24 protein-coding genes are annotated in these 22732 nt (G+C 38.7%); 21 read left to right on the top strand and 3 right to left on the bottom strand.

Features of this window, described 5'->3' with window-relative positions:
- Nucleotides 1-53 precede the first annotated feature (53 nt).
- Nucleotides 54-272, bottom strand: coding sequence for a glutaredoxin-like protein NrdH (gene nrdH / locus HT734_RS06265; RefSeq protein WP_000259240.1), 219 nt, complete (start codon nucleotides 270-272; stop codon nucleotides 54-56).
- Nucleotides 273-622: 350 nt separating this feature from the next.
- Between nrdH and HT734_RS06260 the strand changes: the two genes are divergently transcribed.
- The 4 genes from HT734_RS06260 (at nucleotide 623) to HT734_RS06245 (ending at nucleotide 3850) form a co-directional block, all read left to right on the top strand.
- Nucleotides 623-886 carry a phosphocarrier protein HPr gene (locus tag HT734_RS06260; protein ID WP_000146947.1) on the top strand — a complete coding sequence of 88 codons (264 nt, stop codon included), beginning with the start codon at nucleotides 623-625 and terminating at the stop codon, nucleotides 884-886.
- 5 nt (nucleotides 887-891) lie between these two features.
- Nucleotides 892-2625: a phosphoenolpyruvate--protein phosphotransferase gene (ptsP, locus tag HT734_RS06255; protein ID WP_173277753.1), complete on the top strand. Its 1734-nt coding sequence runs from the start codon at nucleotides 892-894 to the stop codon at nucleotides 2623-2625.
- 134 nt (nucleotides 2626-2759) lie between these two features.
- A complete protein-coding gene (locus tag HT734_RS06250) occupies nucleotides 2760-3254 on the top strand; it encodes a YkgJ family cysteine cluster protein (protein WP_020903329.1) in 495 nt (164 codons plus the stop codon).
- 56 nt (nucleotides 3255-3310) lie between these two features.
- Nucleotides 3311-3850, top strand: coding sequence for a ClbS/DfsB family four-helix bundle protein (locus HT734_RS06245; protein WP_173277755.1), 540 nt, complete (start codon nucleotides 3311-3313; stop codon nucleotides 3848-3850).
- A 97-nt stretch (nucleotides 3851-3947) separates the two neighbouring features.
- Here the strand turns inward: HT734_RS06245 and dhaQ are convergent, their stop codons facing one another.
- Nucleotides 3948-4937 (bottom strand): DhaKLM operon coactivator DhaQ, encoded by a 990-nt coding sequence (gene dhaQ / locus HT734_RS06240; protein ID WP_173277757.1) that lies wholly within the window; start codon nucleotides 4935-4937, stop codon nucleotides 3948-3950.
- A complete protein-coding gene (gene dhaS, locus HT734_RS06235) occupies nucleotides 4934-5464 on the bottom strand; it encodes a dihydroxyacetone kinase transcriptional activator DhaS (protein WP_049531345.1) in 531 nt (176 codons plus the stop codon). The genes dhaQ and dhaS overlap by 4 nt, the downstream gene beginning before the upstream one ends.
- A gap of 152 nt (nucleotides 5465-5616) precedes the next feature.
- On the opposite strand from dhaS, the gene dhaK reads away from it, so the two are divergent.
- The 17 genes from dhaK to HT734_RS06160 all read left to right on the top strand — a co-directional run bounded on the left by dhaK (nucleotide 5617) and on the right by HT734_RS06160 (nucleotide 22290).
- The gene (gene dhaK / locus HT734_RS06230; protein ID WP_153197029.1) at nucleotides 5617-6606 is read left to right on the top strand and encodes a dihydroxyacetone kinase subunit DhaK; all 990 of its coding nucleotides are present in this window, start codon (nucleotides 5617-5619) and stop codon (nucleotides 6604-6606) included.
- A 21-nt stretch (nucleotides 6607-6627) separates the two neighbouring features.
- Nucleotides 6628-7203 carry a dihydroxyacetone kinase subunit DhaL gene (gene dhaL / locus HT734_RS06225; protein ID WP_173277759.1) on the top strand — a complete coding sequence of 192 codons (576 nt, stop codon included), beginning with the start codon at nucleotides 6628-6630 and terminating at the stop codon, nucleotides 7201-7203.
- Nucleotides 7203-7577: a dihydroxyacetone kinase phosphoryl donor subunit DhaM gene (gene dhaM, locus HT734_RS06220; RefSeq protein ID WP_173277760.1), complete on the top strand. Its 375-nt coding sequence runs from the start codon at nucleotides 7203-7205 to the stop codon at nucleotides 7575-7577. The genes dhaL and dhaM overlap by 1 nt, the downstream gene beginning before the upstream one ends.
- Nucleotides 7578-8315: 738 nt before the next feature.
- The gene (locus HT734_RS06215) at nucleotides 8316-9047 is read left to right on the top strand and encodes a hypothetical protein (RefSeq protein ID WP_173277762.1); all 732 of its coding nucleotides are present in this window, start codon (nucleotides 8316-8318) and stop codon (nucleotides 9045-9047) included.
- Between the two features lie 164 nt (nucleotides 9048-9211).
- Nucleotides 9212-10114, top strand: coding sequence for a hypothetical protein (locus HT734_RS06210; RefSeq protein ID WP_173277764.1), 903 nt, complete (start codon nucleotides 9212-9214; stop codon nucleotides 10112-10114).
- Between the two features lie 511 nt (nucleotides 10115-10625).
- Nucleotides 10626-10856 (top strand): hypothetical protein, encoded by a 231-nt coding sequence (locus HT734_RS09485; protein WP_240151633.1) that lies wholly within the window; start codon nucleotides 10626-10628, stop codon nucleotides 10854-10856.
- A 61-nt stretch (nucleotides 10857-10917) separates the two neighbouring features.
- Nucleotides 10918-11106, top strand: coding sequence for a hypothetical protein (locus tag HT734_RS09640; protein WP_345889923.1), 189 nt, complete (start codon nucleotides 10918-10920; stop codon nucleotides 11104-11106).
- A 124-nt stretch (nucleotides 11107-11230) separates the two neighbouring features.
- Complete coding sequence (locus tag HT734_RS06205) at nucleotides 11231-11923, top strand: YjjG family noncanonical pyrimidine nucleotidase (protein WP_173277766.1); 693 nt, start codon at nucleotides 11231-11233, stop codon at nucleotides 11921-11923.
- A 61-nt stretch (nucleotides 11924-11984) separates the two neighbouring features.
- Nucleotides 11985-12680 carry a uracil-DNA glycosylase gene (locus HT734_RS06200; protein WP_173277767.1) on the top strand — a complete coding sequence of 232 codons (696 nt, stop codon included), beginning with the start codon at nucleotides 11985-11987 and terminating at the stop codon, nucleotides 12678-12680.
- Entirely contained in the window at nucleotides 12649-13113 is a 465-nt protein-coding gene (locus tag HT734_RS06195) for an 8-oxo-dGTP diphosphatase (RefSeq protein WP_001135771.1), read from the top strand. Before HT734_RS06200 ends, HT734_RS06195 begins: the two co-directional genes overlap by 32 nt.
- Nucleotides 13114-13125: 12 nt before the next feature.
- Nucleotides 13126-14394 carry a dihydroorotase gene (locus tag HT734_RS06190; RefSeq protein ID WP_173277769.1) on the top strand — a complete coding sequence of 423 codons (1269 nt, stop codon included), beginning with the start codon at nucleotides 13126-13128 and terminating at the stop codon, nucleotides 14392-14394.
- Between the two features lie 41 nt (nucleotides 14395-14435).
- Nucleotides 14436-15797, top strand: coding sequence for an MATE family efflux transporter (locus HT734_RS06185; protein WP_173277771.1), 1362 nt, complete (start codon nucleotides 14436-14438; stop codon nucleotides 15795-15797).
- Nucleotides 15798-15952: 155 nt separating this feature from the next.
- The gene (locus HT734_RS06180; protein ID WP_173277774.1) at nucleotides 15953-16921 is read left to right on the top strand and encodes a thiamine pyrophosphate-dependent dehydrogenase E1 component subunit alpha; all 969 of its coding nucleotides are present in this window, start codon (nucleotides 15953-15955) and stop codon (nucleotides 16919-16921) included.
- Between the two features lie 15 nt (nucleotides 16922-16936).
- Nucleotides 16937-17929, top strand: coding sequence for an alpha-ketoacid dehydrogenase subunit beta (locus tag HT734_RS06175; RefSeq protein ID WP_000448714.1), 993 nt, complete (start codon nucleotides 16937-16939; stop codon nucleotides 17927-17929).
- A 519-nt stretch (nucleotides 17930-18448) separates the two neighbouring features.
- A complete protein-coding gene (locus tag HT734_RS06170; protein WP_140832615.1) occupies nucleotides 18449-19492 on the top strand; it encodes a dihydrolipoamide acetyltransferase in 1044 nt (347 codons plus the stop codon).
- A 45-nt stretch (nucleotides 19493-19537) separates the two neighbouring features.
- The gene (gene lpdA / locus HT734_RS06165) at nucleotides 19538-21241 is read left to right on the top strand and encodes a dihydrolipoyl dehydrogenase (protein ID WP_140832617.1); all 1704 of its coding nucleotides are present in this window, start codon (nucleotides 19538-19540) and stop codon (nucleotides 21239-21241) included.
- Between the two features lie 59 nt (nucleotides 21242-21300).
- A complete protein-coding gene (locus tag HT734_RS06160; protein WP_061759091.1) occupies nucleotides 21301-22290 on the top strand; it encodes a lipoate--protein ligase in 990 nt (329 codons plus the stop codon).
- The last annotated feature ends 442 nt before the right edge of the window (nucleotides 22291-22732 follow it).

Here is a 22732-nt window from a genome sequence, read left to right as displayed (position 1 = left end):
AAAGGCTTCTAAGTTAGCCCTAGAAGCAGTTTCTTCTGGATGATGTACTAAGATTATGCTAATTGTTTCAGTTTTCCTGGTTGGAAACCTGAAAAGACTTCAGTTGGTGTTTGGATAACAGGAGCTGCGCTGAAACCGAGCTCTTTAACCTGATCGATGTACTCAGGTTGCTCATCAAGATTGATTTCACGATAAGCGACATTATTACTGTCCAAGAAACGCTTGGTCATCTTACATTGAACACAGTTGTTTTTAGAATAAACGGTTACCATTGTGTAACTCCTCTTTAAAATTTAGTTCTATCCTAGTATATCAGAAAATAAATTTTTGTCAATGATTTAAAACTAAATATAGTGGTCTGTTTTTCTAGTCAAGCTCACAAAACACAATATGTAGTGTTTGTTTTATAAAACAGCAATGATTATCCTATAAATCGTTTTTAAAGAAACTATATCCTGTGTTTTGTTACATAAGATAGAAGATTTTCTGCAAGTTATCTGAAAAGGAAATCGAATAAATCCCATAAAATACTTGAAAAAAATCCTAGAAGATGATATAATACCAAATTGTAAGGGTTATCAAATATAACTCAAAAAAGAAAGAACAAAAGGAGAGTCAAACTATGGCTTCTAAAGATTTCCACGTAGTGGCAGAAACAGGTATTCACGCACGTCCAGCAACATTGTTGGTACAAACTGCTAGCAAATTTGCTTCAGATATCACTCTTGAGTACAAAGGTAAATCAGTTAACCTTAAATCAATCATGGGTGTTATGAGTCTTGGTGTTGGCCAAGGTGCTGACGTAACGATCTCAGCTGAAGGTGCAGATGCAGATGACGCAATCGCTGCAATCTCAGAAACAATGGAAAAAGAAGGATTGGCATAAGGACAATGACAGAAATGCTTAAAGGAATCGCAGCATCTGACGGTGTTGCAGTTGCAAAAGCATATCTACTCGTTCAACCGGATTTGTCATTCGAGACTGTTTCAGTCGAAGATACAAACGCAGAAGAGGCTCGTTTGGATGTTGCTCTTGAAGCTTCTCAAAACGAGCTTTCTCTTATCCGCGAGAAAGCTGTAGGTACGCTAGGTGAGGAAGCGGCTCAAGTTTTTGACGCTCATTTGATGGTTCTTTCTGACCCAGAATTGATCGGTCAGATTAAAGAAACAATCCGTGCTAAGAAAGTCAACGCTGAAGCAGGTCTTAAAGAAGTGACTGACATGTTCATTACTATCTTTGAAGGTATGGAAGACAACCCATACATGCAAGAACGTGCAGCGGATATCCGCGACGTGACAAAACGTGTATTGGCAAACCTTCTTGGTAAGAAATTGCCAAACCCAGCTTCTATTAACGAAGAAGTAATCGTGATTGCACATGACTTGACACCATCTGATACAGCTCAATTGGACAAAAACTTTGTAAAAGCTTTTGTAACTAACATCGGTGGACGTACAAGCCACTCAGCTATCATGGCGCGTACACTTGAAATTGCAGCTGTATTGGGAACAAATAACATCACTGAAGTAGTGAAAGACGGCGATATCCTTGCCGTTAACGGAATTACTGGTGAAGTGATTATCAACCCAACAGATGAACAAGCGGCAGAATTTAAAGCAGCTGGTGAGGCTTATGCTAAACAAAAAGCTGAATGGGCACTTTTGAAAGATGCTCAAACAGTGACTGCTGACGGTAAACACTTCGAGTTGGCAGCTAACATCGGTACTCCAAAAGACGTTGAAGGTGTTAACAACAACGGTGCAGAAGCTGTTGGACTTTACCGTACAGAGTTCTTGTACATGGATTCTCAAGACTTCCCAACTGAAGATGAGCAGTATGAAGCATACAAGGCTGTTCTTGAGGGAATGAATGGTAAACCAGTGGTTGTTCGTACAATGGATATTGGTGGAGATAAGGAACTTCCTTACTTCGATATGCCACATGAAATGAACCCATTCCTTGGATTCCGTGCCCTTCGTATCTCTATTGCCGAAACTGGAGATGCAATGTTCCGCACACAGATTCGCGCTCTTCTTCGTGCTTCTGTTCATGGTCAATTGCGTATCATGTTCCCAATGGTTGCGCTATTGAAAGAATTCCGTGCAGCCAAAGCAGTCTTTGATGAAGAAAAAGCAAACCTTCTTGCCGAAGGAGTTGCAGTTTCGGATGATATCCAAGTTGGTATCATGATTGAAATCCCGGCAGCAGCGATGCTTGCAGACCAATTTGCTAAAGAAGTTGACTTCTTCTCAATTGGTACAAACGACTTGATCCAATATACAATGGCAGCAGACCGTATGAACGAACAAGTTTCATACCTTTACCAACCATATAACCCATCAATCCTTCGCTTGATCAACAACGTTATCAAGGCAGCTCACGCTGAAGGTAAATGGGCTGGTATGTGTGGTGAGATGGCTGGTGACCAAAAAGCTGTCCCCCTTCTTGTCGGAATGGGCTTGGATGAGTTCTCTATGTCAGCAACATCAGTCCTTCGTACACGTAGCTTGATGAAGAAATTGGACACTGCTAAGATGGAAGAGTACGCTAACCGTGCCCTTACAGAGTGTTCAACAATGGAAGAAGTTCTTGAACTTCAAAAAGAATACGTTAACTTCGATTAATGTGATTAACCTTGTAACCTAGTTGCAAGGTTTTTTGACGCATTTTGGAAAAGTAATGCTCTTATGAAGTTCACTTTTCAAGGAGTCAGAGGCATGATATAATAAGGGGAAACAAATAGAATAAGAGAGAAATTATGTCTAAAGAAATTGATATTGAGTATTACCACCAGCTAGCCTTGCAAAAGCAGAAGGAGCATCGAAAAGTTTTAGCCAATCTAAAGAAAAAACCTCCTAAAAACCTAGACAAGATAGCCCAGCAGATTCACCAAGAAGTATTTACGGAGATTGATTGTACGGCCTGTGCCAACTGTTGCAAGACATTGGGACCTGACTTCAAGGAAGCAGATATCACTCGTATTGCTAAGTACTTTAAGATGAAATTACCAGCTTTTGAAGCGGAGTTTCTGCAGGTAGATGAAGATGGTGATAAGGTTTTTAAATCCATGCCTTGTCCCTTTCTAGGAGGAGATAATCTCTGTTCCATCTATGATGTTCGTCCCAAGGCCTGTCGTGAATTTCCCCATACAGACCGTAAAAAGATCCATCAAATCAACCATTTGACGATTAAGAATACTTTGACCTGTCCAGCAGCCTATCTCTTTGTTGAGAAATTAAAGGATAAGTTATAGAGATTTAAAGGATAAAAAATTTCTAATAATAACTAGTAATATGAAGGGAGAACTCTGTGCCTAGACCGAAAACAAAAGAGGAGCTAATGCTGGCCTCTAAGGAAAATTATGAAAAGCTTAACCTCTTCATCTCTCAATTAAGTGAAGATGAGTTACAGACTCCATTTGATTTTTCAAAAGACCAAAAGAAAAAGGAAGCGCACTGGAAAAGAGATAAAAATCTAAGAGATGTTCTGATCCATCTCTATGAATGGCAGCAGTTACTGTTGACTTGGGTACATTCTAATCAAAAAGGTCACGAAAGACCTTTTCTTCCTGAACCTTATAATTGGAAAACTTATGGACAAATGAATGTCGCTTTTTGGAAGAAGCACCAGAAAACCTCCTTAGAAGAGGCGACTAGACTATTGGCGCAATCACATAGAAAGGTTTTCAAGTTGATAGAAGGCTTCAGCACTGACGAACTCTTTACCAAAGGTGTCTATAAGTGGACGGGTGGGACAAGTCTAGGTTCCTACTTTGTTAGTAGCACGTCAAGCCACTATGATTGGGCTCTGAAAAAAATCAAAGCACATCAGAAGAATTGTAAGGGATAGATGGCCTATTTGAAATGGCAAGAATGAGTTCTTTTAAAAGTAAGATAAAAACAAAGGGCCATTAAGTGATGTAGCCCTTTTGAGTTATACAAGCAAATTACCATGCAAAAGCTGTCGTTGGAGCATTGAGCGCTTCTAACCACTGTTTATTTTTTACGGGGCAAAGAGTTACGGATATACCTGCCATATCCAAACTAGTCATAAATGTTCCTGATTTTATAAAGGTAATAGTGACTCCTTCAATTTCTAAGAGTTGAAGGAGATCATTGATAAATATGCCCATTTCTAAGTTACTGGTAGTACCTAGATTATTTACAAGCAATATAAATTGATCACCTTTTTTCCAATGATAGTGCAATTTTAATTTGCTTATAATTTCATTTGCAAGGATTTCCGATGATTGGAATGGGACGATACGATAGCCTTCTTCGCCATGTATCCCAATACCATAAGAAATATTTCCTTCTTCCAAGTTAAATAGTGGAAGGGTGGCTTGGGGGAGACTAGCAGATTTCGTTGCAAAGCCAATTGTTGCGATTTCGGGAGCAAGCTGATGACCTAAATCAGTTAGTTGCTCGATGTCGGCACCATTCTGAGCTGCATATCCTAGAACTTTATGAAGTAAAATAGTCCCTGCAAGCCCTCTTCCTCTAATTTGAAATCTATTGTGAGGTTCAATTGAAATATCGTCGTGTGCTAGACTATAGCCAACTTTAATTCCTTCTTTTCTAGCAGTGTTAATGGCCGAGCTAAATTCTTTGATGTCTGCTTCGAAATTTTTTACAATGATGAAGACACCTTGTCCATTATTTAAAAAACGAATGGACTCTAAGATTTCATTTCTTGTAGGTGGAGTAAATAATTGGCCATAGATAGCAGCTGTAAGCATTCCTTCTCCCACATATCCAATATGAGCAGGTTCATGACCTGAACCTCCACCCGACAATATTGGAACCTGATGAGGATTTCGATTTTTTTGATAGACTAATGGTAAGGTAGGGTGTTTTTCTAATTCAGGATGACTGCTGACAGTTGCCAAAATGTAACTTGAAATAATTTTTTGTTTATGATTTGAAATAAATGTCATTGTGGTCTCTTTCCAATAATTGTCATGATTAGAAAGTCTGGTTGTGGAACTGGACTTTTTTTATTGACGTAAGCCTTCACGATTTCTGCTAGAGCATGTGAATGATAGTCTAACAAAAAACAAGTATAAGAAGATGAATCGATATCAATCTGACCGTATTCTTTTAAAATTTTTGATACAAGCAAGCGACAGTAGCTGATAAATTGGTCATAGAAGTTATTTTGCCCTTGAATATCAAAAAGTTGAATATAAAAGTCACGCTCTTGTTCGAAATAAAAAAATAATTCTTGTAATAGTTTTTGACCTGAAATGAAGTCCAAGTTATTGGTGATATACTCGGTTAAGTCATTTTCAAATATCCAGTCTAGCAGTTCATACTTGTCAAGAAAGTGATTATAAAAGGTCTGTCTACGAATGCCAGCTGATTCCATGATATCTACAATAGAGATTTTATCAAATTCTCTAGTAGCTAATAGGTCTCTAAATGCCTTGGCAATTCGTTTTTTTGTAATAAGTGATGATGCCATAGGAAGCCTTTCTTTTACTTACTTCATTTTACCAAAAAATGTTTTAAATGGGTTTAAAAGGGGACAAATAATAGAATCTGTCCCTTATCATCCAGCAATAAAAAATATATAATGAAAGCGAAAACAAAGATACATGCCGAAAGGAGTTTCTCATGAAAAAAATTATAAATGAACCGACACAAGTTGTTGATGAAATGTTGCAGGGATTGTCATTCATGCATGATGACTTGGTAGAACGCTTAGATGGTTTCGATGTCATCGTTAGAAAGGCAGAAAAGACAGGAAAAGTTGGTCTCATTTCAGGTGGAGGTTCAGGACATGAACCAAGTCATGCTGGATTTGTAGGAGATGGAATGTTGTCTGCTGCCATTTGTGGAGCAGTCTTCACTTCACCTACTCCGGACCAAATTTTAGAAGCCATTAAGGCGGCTGATGAAGGTGCTGGAGTTTTCATGGTCATCAAGAATTATTCTGGGGATATCATGAACTTTGAAATTGCACAAGAACTTGCTGAAATGGAAGGTATTGATGTAGCAAGTGTTGTAGTCGATGATGATATTGCGGTTGAAAATAGTCTCTATACCCAAGGTCGTCGAGGTGTCGCAGGTACTATATTAGTCCATAAAATTTTGGGAGATGCGGCTCGTTCTGGTAAATCATTAGTTGAAATGAAGGACTTGGCCGATAAACTTGTCTTAGAAATTAAAACAATTGGGCTAGCCTTGTCTGGAGCAACCGTTCCTGAGGTTGGGAAACCAGGTTTTGTTCTAGAAGAAGATGAATTTGAATATGGAGTTGGTATTCACGGTGAGCCAGGATATAAAAAAGAGAAAATGCAACCTTCAGCACAATTGGCCTCAGAATTGGTTGAAAAACTATCTGAAGGTTTCCAACTTAAGGCTGGTGAACGCTATGGCCTTCTCATCAATGGTTTAGGAAGTACTCCTCTTATGGAGCAATACGTATTTGCAAATGATGTGGCTAAATTACTCCATGAAAAAGGTGTTGACTTGGCATTTAAGAAAATTGGAAACTATATGACATCAATCGATATGGCTGGCTTGTCATTAACATTGATTCGATTGGCAGATGATGAGTGGTTGGATGCTCTAAATGCACCTGTTACTACCCCAGCTTGGTAAAACTCAAGGAGGAAATGTCGCATGAATGCTGAACAAACACTTGAATGGATGAAGCTTTTTAATGAAAAGATTCAAGAACAGAAAGATTACCTTAGTGAGCTAGACACCCCTATAGGAGATGGAGACCACGGTGGAAATATGGCGCGTGGCATGGCTGCAGTTATGGAAAACTTAGAAGGAAAGCAATTTGAGACCAGCAGTGATGTTTTTAAACTTGTCTCAATGCAACTACTGAGCAAGGTAGGCGGTGCTTCTGGTCCCTTGTATGGCTCTGCTTTTATGGGCATGGTCAAGGCTGATTCTAATTCGAAAATAGAGGAAATATTACAAAGCGGTTTGGATATGATTATCAAACGTGGGAAAGCAGAAGTTGGAGAAAAGACAATGGTTGACGTTTGGACTCCTGTTATTGCTGCCTTGTCTGCTGGCCAATTGACTCAAGAGGTTATTGATAAGGTAGTGAATGCTACCAAAGATTTACTTGCAACTAAAGGAAGGGCATCTTATGTAGGAGAACGTTCTCTTGGACATATTGATCCTGGATCATTTTCATCAGGATTACTCTTTACTGCTCTTTTAGAAACTGGGGTGGTTTAATGGGAAGTATTGGTCTTGTTATCGTTTCACATTCCAAACACATTGCACAAGGTGTCGTTGAACTGATTAGTGAAGTAGCTAAAGATGTTCCGATTACTTATGTAGGAGGAACCGAAGATGGAGGAATTGGAACGAGTTTTGATCAAGTAGATAGGGTTGTTTCCGAAAATCCAGCAGATACTTTATTAGCTTTTTTTGACCTAGGTTCTGCTAAAATGAACTTAGCAATGGTGGCTGATTTCAGTGATAAGAGTATCATCATCAACAGGGTTCCAATTGTAGAAGGTGCCTATACTGCAGCAGCTCTTCTGCAGGCTGGTGCAGAACTGTCAGTTATTCAAACACAGTTGGCGGAACTTGAAATCAATAAATAAGGAATTTTACTATAACTCTTTTTATAGGTGAGTTATTGATTATCTCTACTATCAAATTTTAAGTAAATAATTTCAAAATCAGAAAGGGATTGCTTCATGCAGTTCCTTTTTAATGTAAAAGGAGTGGAATCATAGCGTTTCTAAATTGTTAATACTCTTCGAAAATCAAATTCAAACCACGTCAACGTCGTCTTGCCGTACTCAAGTACAGCCTGCGGCTAGTTTCCTAGTTTGCTCTTTGATTTTCATTGAGTATAATAATTCAAAACTGATTGTGATGGGACTATTCTAGCTTTAGAATACTTTAAAAATTAAAATTTAAGGCAATCAATGGTTTAGAATAGTGCGAAAACATTTATTTTATAGTAACTCTAGGTCTAGAATTACATAGATATTTATGAAATTAGGGTGTTCGATAGATAGAATTGTTCTATTCTGAAAGATTTGAGCTGTCAATCTTCTAGAATAGTAGTTTGCCAATGAATTTTGTTGAAAGATTCCTTGTTTTATGATAGTCTAAAGTAAAAGAAAGCCCTACCATTATATTTGTATCTTTAATCTGACTTGGTTTAGGTCTAGAAGAGGGATAGATATTTTGGATCTCCAAATAATAATTATATTTTCACTTGCAAAAAATGTACTTCAACTTTAACTAATGTAAAAGAAGAAAAGATCATGAAACGTTTATGACTTGTTTGAAAGAGAATGTGAACTAAAAATAGATTTAGGAGTAGGTAGATGAGTAATCTAGAGTCAATTCGTAAAGCGCATATCATCGTGTGGGGTGCCTATCTATTTTTATCATTAAGGGCGCCGCTAATTAGTAGCACAGAGTATTTCTTGCTTATTTTTTTAGCATTTCTCTATTCAATAGTATCGTTACCTATATACTCTGTGAAGAATAAAATAGTGTCCATTTGTTTGGCGATAAACTCGATTCTGTTAATGAGTTTCCCGATTTTAATCAATAAATATTTCCCAGGAAACGTTTCTACTTATATCGTATTAATCAGTATTTTTATCCTGGAGTTCTTAATCTTTAATAAACTTGGTAAAGATTTTGATACTAGACTAGCTAGCGAGTATAGGAAAATTAGTCAGTTTAAAAGTAAGATGTCTCAATCTCTTTGGATAAAATATTTAGAGATTTCTAGTTTTATATTAACTATATTTCCATTTATTCTTCATGGTACAGTTGATAATCGTGTATTGACTCTTATCTTTTTGATAAAAATTTGTGTAGATACTACGATAAAGATTCTATTAAACAGAATTTTTAAGACAAGTAAGGTAATGAAAAGGAGGATATTTTCTCTTTTTGTACTAGATTTGATTGTCTATATATTTTTAGGTTATGTTTTAGTGATACAAAAAGACGAATATCTGTTTTCAATTCTACTAATTTTTTCTAATTTTTCACTTCCCTTTATTAGAGAAAAAGAGTATGAGTTATTTAAAAATAAGAAGTAATATAAATTGAAAATATACAAGGGATTCTTCTTTTTAAAACACAATATCGAAGCAATTGTTTGTCTTAAAAAGCTGATTATTTGGATGAATATCGTCTTTTTACTTTTAATCATAGCAATAATGATTTATGCAAAATTAAAAAAAGATAAGGGTACTGTAAAATTATGATGCGTAAACTAATTATTTTCTTACTAATGCTCTCTTTTTTAGGCTTGTGGTTAGAGTTGCATGTCTTAGTGAATAACTTGCCATTGAATTTGGAAATTCCCCTTGATTTTGTTATCAGTATGGGTCTTACTTTCTGTAGCTTGATTTTCTCAAAAATAGTTTTAGACCTAGTATATACATTGAAAGATTTATACAAGAAAAGAGGCCTTATTACGATTTTTCCCTTTATTTTTATAAAAAGGAAAAAAGTTAATGTGAGATTCTCGCCCTATTTTTCATTTCATCGTAAAAGTTTGTTGCCTGATGATTTGAAATCTAGAATTATATGGAGTTTTATTCTTGAAATAGTCATTATAGCAGCCTTTGTTTTTAAAATGCCTATTGTTCTAATTGTGCTTATAACAATATTTTTTTGGACTATAATGGATATCAACCATCTCATTTTTAATAAGACGGAATTTCTTTTCAATCAAAATAAATGGCAAAAAGAAGATTCGTTTGACAGGTATTTGACCAATACGTTAAAGGATAAAATACAAAAATCAGAGCTAACTTATTCTGATCTAATGTCTCTTCAGCTGTATGATGCGATTAACCAATCTACCTTTTTAACGGAGAGTGAACTCTTTGAAGAGATATTTAAAAAAATCGAATATTCTCAGAACACCCTTCTGTGTACAGGTTTTGTCGAGTTACTACTGTATGAGATTTCTATTAGTAACAATAACAACTGGCCAGAAAAGGTTGATCAAATTAGAATGCAACTTATTAGAATCAATCAATTAGATTTTTTCTATTATACAAGTTGCTTAAGGCAAAATTTTGATTTCTGTATGAATAGAAAATATGCCAAGATGAAATCACGAAGAATATTGATTAGTAATAAGAAGATAATCTAGATTCATCCTGTTCGTACAACAAATGAAATAATTTCAACTAATTAGGTTTGCAAATCTGTTCATCTATAGAATATGATTATGCAAAAAAGTATCTTATCTAGGTAATGAAGAGATGTGTCTCTTAATGAAGTATCATCTCTACACAAGGGATTGCTTTCTTTTTGGAGAAACGTTGCACTGAATGGAGCACTTACTTATTTTATGAGGATAGAAGATGATTCGACTAAGTGATAAAGTTAGACTAATATTTGCTCTTTTAGGAGTAAGTTCCATATTGGTTAGTATGTATCTTATACCTTTTATTAAAACTGAGAATAAATTTTGGGAAATACTTTTATTTATATTAGGTGTATTGCTAATTGGAATTGCGTTACTAAATCCCCCAAAAAATTAAATTTTAGAATAGTATTAGTGAGTAGGTAATCATTTATTGATTGGATTTTTTAATGCTATTGATGAATGGAATGGGATGGAAAAAGTGACAATAAATTAAGAACAGGATGATAGTATTATGATGCTTATTTTAATTTTGATGTTTGTGGTGTTTCTGTATTATGTAATTACAGAGTATTTTCAGAATAGTTATATTGACTGTATACTATTTCTAACATTGCTGATTTCTCATTTGATATGGGATTACTATTTTTTACCCATTGAAGTCTTAGTAGCATTAAGTGGAGTAAATTTGCTGTCAAGATTTTTCAAAAAAAGAGAAGTCAATAGAGTTGTTAGCGGATTATAAAGACGAAAGGTAAAATTGGGATATTTAAAATGAAACATTTTTTTTTGCAGGATTTGGTGAAATAAACTTTATAAATTATCTATTGTATATATGTGTAGGACTAGCCCCTCTTTTTCATATCTATGTCATAGGTTCGGAAATGAGTTTTGTGAAAATAGTATTATCTATTTTGGGAGTCATATTTGTATGTATTTTAACCATTGCTCGAATTTATAGAAGATTTTTCTATAATAAAAATAAACTTGACTAGAATAGTATGGATTAGTTAATCAATTGGAACTACTATTCTTTGTGATACTATACTACTTTTAAGTTTTTACATTAAACAGCCTAATGATGTGAAAGTTGTTTATCTTAGAAAGGAAAATCTCAAATTGTCCTACAAATTTCTACTTTTCGACCTCGACCACACCTTGCTTGATTTTGATGCTTCTGAGGATGTGGCTCTGACGCAACTTCTAAAAGAAGAAGGAGTTGCGGATATCCAAGCCTACAAAGACTATTACGTTCCTATGAACAAGGCTCTCTGGAAGGATTTGGAGCAAAAGAAAATCAGCAAACAAGAGCTGGTTAACACGCGCTTTTCTCGTTTATTTGCTCACTTTGGACAGGAAAAAGATGGTAGTTTTCTAGCCCAGCGTTACCAATTTTACCTCGCCCAGCAGGGACAAACTTTTTCAGGCGCGCATGAACTCTTAGACAGCCTTATCGAGCGAGATTATGAGCTGTATGCTGCGACAAATGGAATTACTGCCATTCAGACAGGGCGTTTGGCTCAATCTGGTCTAGCGCCTTATTTCAATCAAGTCTTTATCTCAGAACAGTTGCAAACACAAAAGCCTGATGCTCTTTTCTATGAAAAAATCGGTCAGCAGATTGCTGGCTTTAGCAAAGAAGAGACGCTGATGATTGGAGATTCTCTAACTGCTGATATTCAAGGTGGCAATAATGCTGGGATTGACACTATCTGGTACAACCCTCATCACCTCGAAAATCACACACAAGCCCAGCCAACTTACGAAGTCCATGCTTATCAAGAATTGCTGGATTGTTTAGATAAACTGTAAAAAGTGGTTTCCATAGCCACTTTTTGCTATAATAGAGGCAGTAAAAACGAAGGAGTCGGCTATGCAACACTCGTCTTGGCATGCTTTGATTAAGGAGCAATTACCTGAGGGTTATTTCGGGAAAATCAATCAGTTTATGGAGCAGGTTTATGGTCAAGGGACTGTTTATCCGCCAAAGGAAAAGGTTTTTCAAGCTCTCTTGACAACACCGCTTGAAGACGTTAAGGTGGTGATTCTAGGGCAAGACCCCTATCACGGACCAGGTCAAGCGCAGGGCTTGAGTTTTTCTGTACCTGACTCTATCCCAGCTCCACCATCCTTGCAAAATATCTTGAAGGAATTGTCAGACGATATCGGCGTTAAGAAATCTCATGATTTGACGTCTTGGGCTGAGCAAGGAGTCTTACTTCTCAATGCTTGCTTGACGGTTCCTGCTGGACAGGCCAATGGTCATGCTGGTCAGATATGGGAGCCTTTTACTGATGCTGTGATTCAGGTGGTCAATCATCTAGATAGACCAGTCGTTTTTGTACTCTGGGGAGCTTATGCACGCAAGAAGAAGGCCTTGGTTACCAATCCTCATCACTTGGTTATCGAATCAGCCCATCCCAGTCCTTTGTCAGTTTACAGAGGATTTTGGGGTTCCAAGCCTTTTTCCAAGGCCAATGCATTCTTAACAGAGACAAGACAAGAGCCAATCGATTGGCTTAGAATAAGGAGAGAATATGCCTCAGTTAGCGACGATTTGCTACATTGATAACGGGAAAGAACTGCTCATGCTCCACCGTAATAAGAAACCAAATGATGTCCATGAAGGGAAATGGATTGGTGTGGGTGGTAAGCTAGAGCGAGGAGAGACGCCTCAGGAATGCGCAGCTCGTGAAATCCTCGAAGAAACAGGACTCAAAGCCAAGCCAGTTCTAAAAGGTGTCATCACTTTTCCTGAATTTACACCAGATTTAGACTGGTATACCTATGTTTTTAAGGTGACAGAGTTTGAGGGTGACTTGATTGACTGTAATGAGGGAACGCTAGAATGGGTTCCCTATGATGAGGTTTTGAGTAAGCCAACTTGGGAAGGTGACCATACCTTTGTTAAGTGGCTTTTAGAGGATAAACCCTTCTTTTCAGCCAAGTTTGTTTATGATGGGGATAAATTGTTGGATACCCAAGTTGATTTCTATGAATAGAGGAGAAAGCAGATGCTACTAATCAAAAATGGTCGTGTAATGGATCCTAAGACTGGTTTGGATCAAGTGTGTGATGTTTTGATTGAAGAGGGAAAGATTATCAAAATTGCACCTGAGATTAAAGAAGAAGGGGCCCAAATCATTGATGCTACTGGTCTTGTGGTTGCTCCTGGCTTGATTGATATCCATGTTCATTTCCGTGAACCTGGTCAGACCCACAAGGAAGACATCCACACAGGTTCCCTTGCAGCCGCTGCAGGTGGTTTTACAACGGTTGTTATGATGGCTAATACCAGTCCAACTATCTCGGATGTAGAGACTTTAAAAGAAGTTCTGGATTCAGCTGCTAAGGAAAAGATTAATGTTAAGACGGTTGCGACCATTACTAAAAACTTTAATGGGCAAGATTTGACTGACTTTAAGGCGCTTTTAGCAGCTGGTGCGGTTGGTTTCTCAGACGACGGTATCCCACTTGAAAGTAGTAAAGTTGTCAAGGAAGCCATGGAAGAAGCCAAAAAGCTTAATACTTTTATTAGTCTTCATGAGGAAGATCCAGGTTTGAACGGTATTCTTGGGTTTAATGAAAATATTGCTAAAGAGCATTTCCATATCTGCGGTGCGACTGGGGTGGCTGAATACGCTATGATGGCGCGTGATGTCATGATTGCCTATGCAACTAAGGCCCATGTTCACATCCAGCACTTGTCAAAGGAAGAAAGTGTTAAAGTAGTGGAGTTTGCCCAAGGGCTAGGTGCGCAAGTCACAGCAGAAGTAGCGCCACAGCATTTCTCCAAGACCGAAGCACTCCTATTGACACAAGGTAGCAATGCTAAGATGAATCCGCCGCTTCGTTTGGAATCAGACCGTCGTGCCGTTATCGAAGGCCTCAAATCAGGCGTCATCACAGTTATCGCAACTGACCACGCGCCTCACCATGCGGATGAGAAAAACGTCGAGGATATTACCAAAGCACCATCTGGCATGACTGGCTTAGAAACATCTCTTTCCCTCGGATTGACTTATTTGGTGGAAGCTGGGGAGTTGAGCTTGATGGAATTACTCGGAAAGATGACATACAACCCAGCCAAGCTTTATAACTTTGAAGCAGGTTACTTGGCTGAGAATGGTCCAGCAGATATCACTATTTTTGACGCTAAGGCTGACCGCCTTGTGGACTCCCATTTTGCTTCCAAAGCAACTAATTCACCATTTATCGGTGAAGCCTTAAAAGGGCAGGTTAAATACACCATCTGTAAGGGACAAATCGTCTATCAAAACTAGGTGGGAGTCTGCTCTGTAAACAAAAAGAATAGAGAGCCTATATGTACCAGACTCATCATTTTAAAGACAAATTTATCTTATTTTTAAAGATATTTTTCCCTATCCTGATTTATCAATTTGCCAATTATTCTGCCTCCTTTGTTGATACGACTATGACTGGCCAATACAATACCATGGACTTGGCTGGTGTGTCTATGGCAACCAGTATCTGGAGTCCTTTCTTTACATTCCTAACAGGAATTGTGTCAGCCTTGGTGCCTATCATTGGTCACCATCTTGGTCGAGGCAAAAAGGAAGAAGTGGCGTCTGATTTTTATCAGTTCATTTATCTGGCCTTGGGTCTATCTGTGGTCTTGCTGGGGATGGTAATTTTCCTGGCACCACTAATCTTGAATCATCTTGGACTAGAAGCACCAGTGGCGGCAGTAGCAGTTCGTTATCTTTGGTTTTTATCTATCGGCATTATCCCCCTGTTGCTCTTTAGTGTCATTCGCTCTTTGCTGGATTCGCTGGGGTTGACCAAGCTGTCCATGTATCTCATGCTTTTGTTGCTTCCCTTGAACAGTGGATTTAACTACCTCTTGATTTTCGGAGCCTTTGGTGTTCCAGAACTGGGAGGTGCTGGCTCTGGTTTAGGTACGTCTTTGGCCTACTGGGTCTTACTGGGTATTTCTGTTCTGGTTTTATTTAAACAGGAGAAGCTCAAAGCCCTACATCTTGAGAAACGAATTCCACTTAATATGGATAAAATCAAGGAAGGAGTTCGATTGGGTCTGCCTATTGGGGGGACTGTCTTCGCGGAAGTAGCTATCTTTTCCGTGGTTGGTTTGATTATGGCTAAGTTCTCATCCTTGATTATCGCTAGTCACCAGTCAGCTATGAACTTTTCAACTCTCATGTACGCCTTTCCTATGAGTATCTCATCGGCTATGGCTATTGTCGTTTCCTATGAAGTGGGAGCCAAGCGATTTGATGATGCGAAAACCTATATTGGTCTAGGAAGATGGACAGCCCTTATTTTTGCAGGCTTCACCTTATCTTTCCTTTACATTTTTAGAGGAAATGTGGCCAGTCTTTATGGTAACGATCCAGAATTTATCGATTTGACAGCGCGCTTTTTGACTTATAGTCTTTTCTTCCAGCTAGCAGATACCTTTGCGGCACCGCTTCAGGGAATTTTGCGGGGTTATAAGGATACAGTGATTCCTTTTTACCTTGGTTTGGTTGGTTATTGGGGAGTAGCAATCCCAGTTGCTATGGCATTTGATTCCCTAACAGATTTAGGAGCTTATTCTTACTGGATCGGATTGATTATTAGTCTAATTGTGAGCGGGGTGCTCTACCGTTGGCGTTTAATTGTGATTATGAAGAGATTTGAATCTTTAGCAAAATCTAAAAGATAAAAAAGTTTGTGAAAAAAATATTCTTAATAAGAAAATCCCTTGTTCTCATTGGATTTTCTTTTTTATTTTGTGAAATTTCTTTTAGAAAAACTTTGACAGTATTTGTCAAAAACGGTAAAATAGTAAGGTAAGAAGAAAGTTAGAAAGGCAAGAAGATGTCAACTTTAGATAAAAATCTTTTGCTAGAAATGTTCCGTAAAATGGAAGAAATCCGTCGTATGGACTTAAAAATTGCGCAATTAGTAAAGAAAGGGAAAGTGCCAGGAATGACGCACTTTTCTGTTGGAGAAGAGGCAGCTAACGTGGGTGCTATGTTAGCTCTCAACCCAGATGATCTGATCACATCAAACCACCGTGGTCACGGACAAGCTATTGCCAAAGGAATTGACCTCAACGGAATGATGGCTGAAATCCTTGGTAAATACACTGGAACCTGTAAAGGTAAAGGTGGTTCTATGCATATCGCCGACCTTGATGCTGGTAACCTTGGTGCCAATGGTATCGTAGGTGGTGGTATGGGAATCGCTGTTGGTGCAGCCCTTAGTCAGCAAATGCAAAATACTGGAAAAATCGTTGTCTGCTTCTTTGGTGATGGTGCGACCAACGAAGGTGTTTTCCATGAAGCAGTAAATATGGCTTCTATCTGGAACCTGCCAGTCATTTTCTATTGCATTAACAACGGTTATGGAATCTCTGCGGATATCAAGAAAATGACCAACGTAGAACATATCCATCAACGTAGCGCTGCTTATGGAATTCCTGGAATGTTCATCGAAGATGGAAACAATGTCATCGACGTTTATGAAGGATTTAAGAAAGCTGTAGATCATGTTCGTGGTGGCAATGGGCCTGTCTTGATTGAAAGTGTTACTTATCGCTGGCTTGGTCACTCATCATCTGACCCTGGTAAATATCGTACACGTGAAGAAGTGGAACTGTGGAAACAAAAAGACCCAATTGAAAATCTTCGCAAGCATCTTATTGAAAATAACATTGCAAGTGCTACAGAATTGGAAGAAATTCAAGCGCAAGTCAAGGAAGCAGTAGAAGCTTCTGTTAAATTTGCGGAAGAAAGTCCATTCCCACCGCTTGAATCAGCATTTGAAGATATTTACGCAGACTAAGGAGAAAGAGATAAAATGGAAACAAAAACAATGTCCTTCCGTGACACCATTATCCTTGCTATGTCTGAGGAAATGCGTCGCGATGAAAATGTGTTCTTGATGGGAGAAGATGTCGGTGTCTTTGGAGGAGACTTCGGTACTTCTGTCGGAATGCTTGAAGAATTTGGCCCAGAACGTGTTCGTGACTGTCCGATTTCTGAAGCTGCCATCTCTGGAGCAGCAGCAGGAGCAGCCATGACAGGACTTCGTCCAATCGTTGATATGACCTTCATGGACTTCTCGGTTATTGCCATGGACAATATCGTCAACCAAGCTGCTAAAACTCGTTACATGTTTGGTGGTAAAGGTCAGGTTCCAATGACTGTTCGATGCGCAGCTGGTAATGGGGTAGGTTCTGCCGCTCAGCACTCACAATCTCTAGAGTCTTGGTTCACTCATATTCCTGGTCTTAAGGTTGTGGCACCAGGTACGCCTGCGGACATGAAAGGACTGCTCAAGTCTTCTATCCGTGATAACAACCCTGTTATCATTCTTGAGTACAAGTCAGAATTTAACCAAAAAGGGGAAGTGCCAGTTGATCCAGACTACACGATTCCACTTGGAGTTGGGGAAATCAAACGTGAAGGTACAGATGTAACAGTTGTTACTTATGGAAAAATGCTCCGTCGTGTGGTTCAAGCTGCTGAAGAATTAGCAGAAGAAGGAATTTCTGTTGAGATTGTTGACCCACGTACCCTTGTTCCGCTTGATAAGGATATCATCATAAACTCAGTTAAGAAGACTGGTAAGGTTGTTCTGGTTAACGACGCCCATAAAACAAGTGGCTATATCGGAGAGATTTCAGCAATTATTTCAGAGTCAGAAGCATTTGACTACCTAGATGCACCAATCCGTCGTTGCGCAGGAGAAGATGTGCCAATGCCTTATGCGCAAAACCTAGAAAATGCAATGATTCCAACAGTTGAAAGCATCAAAGATGCCATCCGAAAAACTTATAACAAAGAATAGTATTGCATAAGATAAATTATGTAAACATCGCATCCTATCACAAGAAGAGTTGGTTCGATAATAACCGATGAAAGATTTAGTCAGTCTACTAGGTTGACCGCTTGATAGCGGCAACCGTAGTAATTTGAGATACGTGTTGTATCCAAGTGATTTAAAGAGTTGCGACATGAGAGAGTCGAATCGATAATATTCGACGAATGAATTAGTCAGTCTACTAGGTTGACCGCCTAATAGCGGCAACCGTAGCAACTTGAGATACGTGTTGTATCCAAGTTGCTTGTAGAGTTGAACACGGGCTAAAAGATCGGAAAAAGATAAATCTCCTTGGCTTCATCGAAGTCTGCGTTGATTTCCTATTTTTCAGTCGCTTTTGACGCCCTTAGTATCATGTAATTGAATTCGGACGGAGGTCTGCGAAAAAAAGATAGATTTCCTTGTGTTCATCGAACACATCGTCAATCTCCTATTTTTTCATTGCCCTCTTCGTCCTTAATATCTTAGTATAGAATTGGAGAGGTCATGGCTGATGACAAGCTAAGAGCGACTCCTGCAGCTAGAAAGTTAGCGGATGATTTAGGGATCAACCTTTACGACGTTTCTGGCTCAGGTGCAAACGGTCGTGTCCACAAAGAAGACGTGGAAACTTATAAAGACACAAACGTGGTTCGCATTTCGCCACTTGCAAAACGAATTGCCCTCGAACATAATATTGCTTGGCAGGAAATCCAAGGAACGGGTCATCGTGGTAAGATTATGAAGAAGGACGTTTTGGCCTTGCTTCCTGAAAATATCGAAAACGATACCATCAAGTCTCCTGCTCAGATCGAAAAAATGGAAGAAGTTCCTGATAATGTAACACCATACGGTGAAATTGAGCGTATTCCAATGACACCAATGCGTAAGGTTATTGCCCAACGTATGGTTGAATCTTACCTAACTGCACCAACCTTCACGCTCAACTATGAAGTTGATATGACTGAAATGTTGGCACTTCGTAAGAAGGTTCTGGAGCCAATCATGGAAGCAACTGGGAAGAAGACTACTGTAACAGACCTTCTTTCACTTGCAGTTGTTAAAACTCTTATGAAACACCCTTACATCAACGCTTCATTGACAGAAGATGGCAAGACAATTATTACTCATAATTACGTCAACCTTGCCATGGCAGTTGGTATGGATAATGGATTGATGACACCTGTTGTTTACAATGCGGAGAAGATGAGCCTTTCAGATTTGGTTGTAGCCTTCAAAGACGTCATTGGCCGTACCTTGGATGGTAAATTAGCTCCAAGCGAACTGCAAAATTCAACATTTACTATCAGTAATTTGGGAATGTTTGGCGTTCAGTCCTTTGGTCCTATCATTAACCAACCAAACTCAGCTATCCTTGGTGTGAGTTCGACAATTGAGAAGCCAGTTGTCGTCAATGGTGAGATTGTGATTCGCCCAATCATGAGTCTAGGATTAACCATTGACCACCGTGTTGTGGATGGTATGGCTGGTGCTAAGTTTATGAAAGACTTGAAAGCCTTGATTGAAAATCCAATCTCAATGTTGATTTAAGAGCAAGAGTATTCATTTTTAAGATATAGATAAAGGAAGGAAGACATGGCCTTAGAAGTAATTATGCCAAAAGCCGGCGTGGATATGACAGAAGGACAAATCGTCCAATGGAATAAAAAAGTCGGAGAATTTGTAAAAGAAGGAGAAATCCTTTTGGAAATCATGACTGACAAAGTCAGCATGGAATTGGAAGCCGAAGAAGATGGTTACTTGATTGCTATCCTTAAAGGAGATGGTGAAACTGTTCCAGTAACGGAAGTTATCGGTTACCTTGGAGAAGAAGGGGAAAACATCCCAACAGCTGGATCAGCAGTGCCAGAAGCTAGCCCAGTACCTGCAGCAAGTGCTTCAAATGATGATGGTAAGAGCGATGATGCCTTTGATATTGTTGTGATTGGTGGAGGTCCTGCTGGTTATGTTGCAGCCATTAAAGCCGCCCAACTCGGCGGTAAGGTTGCCCTTGTTGAGAAATCTGAACTTGGTGGAACCTGCTTGAACCGTGGCTGTATCCCAACTAAGACCTATCTTCACAACGCTGAAATTATCGAAAACATCGGTCATGCTGCAAATCGTGGTATCGTGATTGAAAATCCTAACTTCACTGTTGATATGGAAAAACTTTTAGAAACTAAGTCTAAAGTTGTAAATACTCTTGTTGGTGGTGTTGCAGGACTTCTTCGTAGCTATGGAGTTACTGTTCATAAAGGAATTGGAACCATCACTAAAGACAAGAATGTCTTGGTAAATGGTTCAGAATTGCTTGAAACTAAGAAGATTATCCTTGCTGGTGGTTCAAAAGTCAGCAAGATTAACGTTCCTGGTATGGAATCATCACTTGTCATGACAAGTGACGACATTCTTGAAATTAACGAAGTTCCAGAAAGCCTTGTTATCATCGGTGGTGGAGTTGTCGGTATTGAACTCGGTCAAGCCTTCATGACATTTGGTTCTAAGGTAACTGTTATTGAAATGATGGACCGTATCGTGCCAGCTATGGATGCTGAAGTTTCTAAGAATCTTCGCTTGATTCTTGAACGAAAAGGTATGACTATCTTGACTGGTACTAAACTGCAAGAAATCATCGAAGAAGATGGTAAACTTCGTATCAAGATTGAAGGAAAAGACGATATTATCGCAAGCAAAGCTCTTCTTTCAATCGGTCGTGTACCAGACCTCGAAGGAATTGGTGAAGTAGAGTTCGAGTTAGACCGTGGTCGTATCAAGGTTAACGAGTACATGGAAACTTCTGTTCCTGGTATTTATGCACCAGGTGACATCAATGGTACCAAGATGTTGGCTCACGCAGCCTTCCGTATGGGTGAAGTAGCCGCTGAAAATGCCCTTAAAGGAAATCACCATGTTGCTAAATTGAACTTGACTCCTGCAGCTATTTACACACTTCCTGAAGTAGCAGCAGTTGGTTTAACAGAAGAACAAGCTCGTGAGAAATATGATGTCCAAATTGGTAAATTCAACTTTGCTGCTAATGGTCGTGCCATTGCATCAGATGCTGCTCAAGGATTTGTTAAAGTCATTGCAGACAAGAAATATGGTGAAATCCTCGGTGTTCACATCATTGGCCCTGCAGCTGCAGAGTTGATCAATGAAGCGTCAAGCATCATCGAAATGGAAATCACTGTAGAAGAAATGTTGAAGACTATCCACGGACACCCAACCTATTCTGAAGTGATGTATGAAGCATTTGCGGATGTTCTAGGAATGGCCATCCACTCACCTAAGAAAAAATAAAAGAAAGATAGATTAGACTGGAAAGATGTTTTCCAGTCTCTATCGTATAAAGGGATATCATGAAATATATTATCAATCATTCAAACGACACTGCCTTTAATATCGCCTTGGAAGAATATGCCTTTAAACACCTTTTGGATGAGGATCAAATCTTCCTGCTTTGGATTAACAAACCATCTATCATTGTTGGTCGTCACCAGAACACTATCGAAGAAATCAACCGGGATTATGTTCGCGAAAATGGCATTGAGGTGGTCCGCCGTATCAGCGGTGGTGGAGCTGTTTACCACGATTTAAATAACCTAAACTACACGATCATCTCAAAAGAAGATGAAAACAAGGCTTTTGACTTTAAGAGCTTCTCAACGCCAGTTATCAATACACTAGCTCAACTTGGGGTTAAAGCTGAGTTCACAGGCCGTAATGACTTAGAAATCGACGGTAAGAAATTCTGTGGTAATGCCCAAGCCTATATCAATGGTCGTATCATGCATCATGGTTGCTTGCTCTTTGACGTTGATTTGTCAGTCCTTGCTAACGCCCTCAAGGTTTCAAAGGATAAATTTGAATCAAAAGGTGTGAAATCCGTCCGTGCTCGCGTAACCAATATTATCAATGAATTACCAGAAAAAATCACTGTCGAAGAATTCCGTGATTTACTATTGGAATACATGAAAAAAGAGTACCCTGAAATGACAGAATACGTTTTTTCTGAGGAAGAATTGGCTGAAATCAATCGTATCAAGGACACCAAGTTTGGAACTTGGGACTGGAACTACGGTAAATCACCTGAATTTAACGTCCGTCGTGGAACCAAATTCACTAGTGGTAAGGTGGAAGTATTTGCTAATGTTCTCGAATCAAAAATCCAAGACATCAAGATTTATGGTGACTTCTTTGGTATCGAAGACGTTGCTGCAGTAGAAGATGTCCTTCGTGGAGTGAAATACGAACGCGAAGATGTCCTTAAAGCACTAGAAACAATTGATATTACACGCTACTTCGCTGGTATTAGTCGTGAAGAAATCGCTGAAGCAGTTGTAGAGTAAAGAAAAGCCATTTGTTAGTCATTGTGGGGGTGAAGAAAAGATATCCTCTGGATAGGACAAATCTTGAAGTCTGCTGAAAGAAAATCAAAAAGAACTCGCTTCCAATCCTTAATAAAAAACTAGGTAGGGTTGAATATAGAGATAAGAAAGTTAGTAATAGATTGAATGTAAGGTGACATAGGCGCGAGTTGCTTTTTGATTTCTATATAGTGTAAATACCACCAAAAGACTATTATCTCTTATAGTTGAACTATACCTCAAAAGTCATAGAGCCGTTTTTGTGAGGTTCTACAGAAGATTTGGAATAAGCAAAAAGCTTTAAATCAATAGTCTAAACTGTTTGATTTAAAGCTTTTTTTACTTTTAATAAGATTTTCCCAGCTTCATATACAAACTAATACTCAATGAAAATCAAAGAGCAAACTAGGAAACTAGTCACAGG

The sequence above is a fragment of the Streptococcus sp. k-90 genome (assembly GCF_013277565.1).
Lineage (GTDB): Bacteria > Bacillota > Bacilli > Lactobacillales > Streptococcaceae > Streptococcus.
The sequence above is the reverse complement of the archived record's forward strand: the minus strand, read 5'-3'. Positions and strand labels throughout refer to the sequence as shown.

What these genes read in the sequence shown, in the direction of transcription:
- nrdH (WP_000259240.1), bottom strand. Translation starts at nt 272, where the DNA reads ATGGTAACCGTTTATTCTAAAAACAACTGTGTTCAATGTAAGATGACC.
- HT734_RS06260 (WP_000146947.1), top strand. Translation starts at nt 623, where the DNA reads ATGGCTTCTAAAGATTTCCACGTAGTGGCAGAAACAGGTATTCACGCA.
- ptsP (WP_173277753.1), top strand. Translation starts at nt 892, where the DNA reads ATGACAGAAATGCTTAAAGGAATCGCAGCATCTGACGGTGTTGCAGTT.
- HT734_RS06250 (WP_020903329.1), top strand. Translation starts at nt 2,760, where the DNA reads ATGTCTAAAGAAATTGATATTGAGTATTACCACCAGCTAGCCTTGCAA.
- dhaQ (WP_173277757.1), bottom strand. Translation starts at nt 4,937, where the DNA reads ATGACATTTATTTCAAATCATAAACAAAAAATTATTTCAAGTTACATT.
- dhaS (WP_049531345.1), bottom strand. Translation starts at nt 5,464, where the DNA reads ATGGCATCATCACTTATTACAAAAAAACGAATTGCCAAGGCATTTAGA.
- dhaK (WP_153197029.1), top strand. Translation starts at nt 5,617, where the DNA reads ATGAAAAAAATTATAAATGAACCGACACAAGTTGTTGATGAAATGTTG.
- dhaL (WP_173277759.1), top strand. Translation starts at nt 6,628, where the DNA reads ATGAATGCTGAACAAACACTTGAATGGATGAAGCTTTTTAATGAAAAG.
- dhaM (WP_173277760.1), top strand. Translation starts at nt 7,203, where the DNA reads ATGGGAAGTATTGGTCTTGTTATCGTTTCACATTCCAAACACATTGCA.
- HT734_RS06215 (WP_173277762.1), top strand. Translation starts at nt 8,316, where the DNA reads ATGAGTAATCTAGAGTCAATTCGTAAAGCGCATATCATCGTGTGGGGT.
- HT734_RS06210 (WP_173277764.1), top strand. Translation starts at nt 9,212, where the DNA reads ATGATGCGTAAACTAATTATTTTCTTACTAATGCTCTCTTTTTTAGGC.
- HT734_RS09485 (WP_240151633.1), top strand. Translation starts at nt 10,626, where the DNA reads ATGATGCTTATTTTAATTTTGATGTTTGTGGTGTTTCTGTATTATGTA.
- HT734_RS06200 (WP_173277767.1), top strand. Translation starts at nt 11,985, where the DNA reads ATGCAACACTCGTCTTGGCATGCTTTGATTAAGGAGCAATTACCTGAG.
- HT734_RS06195 (WP_001135771.1), top strand. Translation starts at nt 12,649, where the DNA reads ATGCCTCAGTTAGCGACGATTTGCTACATTGATAACGGGAAAGAACTG.
- HT734_RS06190 (WP_173277769.1), top strand. Translation starts at nt 13,126, where the DNA reads ATGCTACTAATCAAAAATGGTCGTGTAATGGATCCTAAGACTGGTTTG.
- HT734_RS06185 (WP_173277771.1), top strand. Translation starts at nt 14,436, where the DNA reads ATGTACCAGACTCATCATTTTAAAGACAAATTTATCTTATTTTTAAAG.
- HT734_RS06180 (WP_173277774.1), top strand. Translation starts at nt 15,953, where the DNA reads ATGTCAACTTTAGATAAAAATCTTTTGCTAGAAATGTTCCGTAAAATG.
- HT734_RS06175 (WP_000448714.1), top strand. Translation starts at nt 16,937, where the DNA reads ATGGAAACAAAAACAATGTCCTTCCGTGACACCATTATCCTTGCTATG.
- HT734_RS06170 (WP_140832615.1), top strand. Translation starts at nt 18,449, where the DNA reads ATGGCTGATGACAAGCTAAGAGCGACTCCTGCAGCTAGAAAGTTAGCG.
- lpdA (WP_140832617.1), top strand. Translation starts at nt 19,538, where the DNA reads ATGGCCTTAGAAGTAATTATGCCAAAAGCCGGCGTGGATATGACAGAA.
- HT734_RS06160 (WP_061759091.1), top strand. Translation starts at nt 21,301, where the DNA reads ATGAAATATATTATCAATCATTCAAACGACACTGCCTTTAATATCGCC.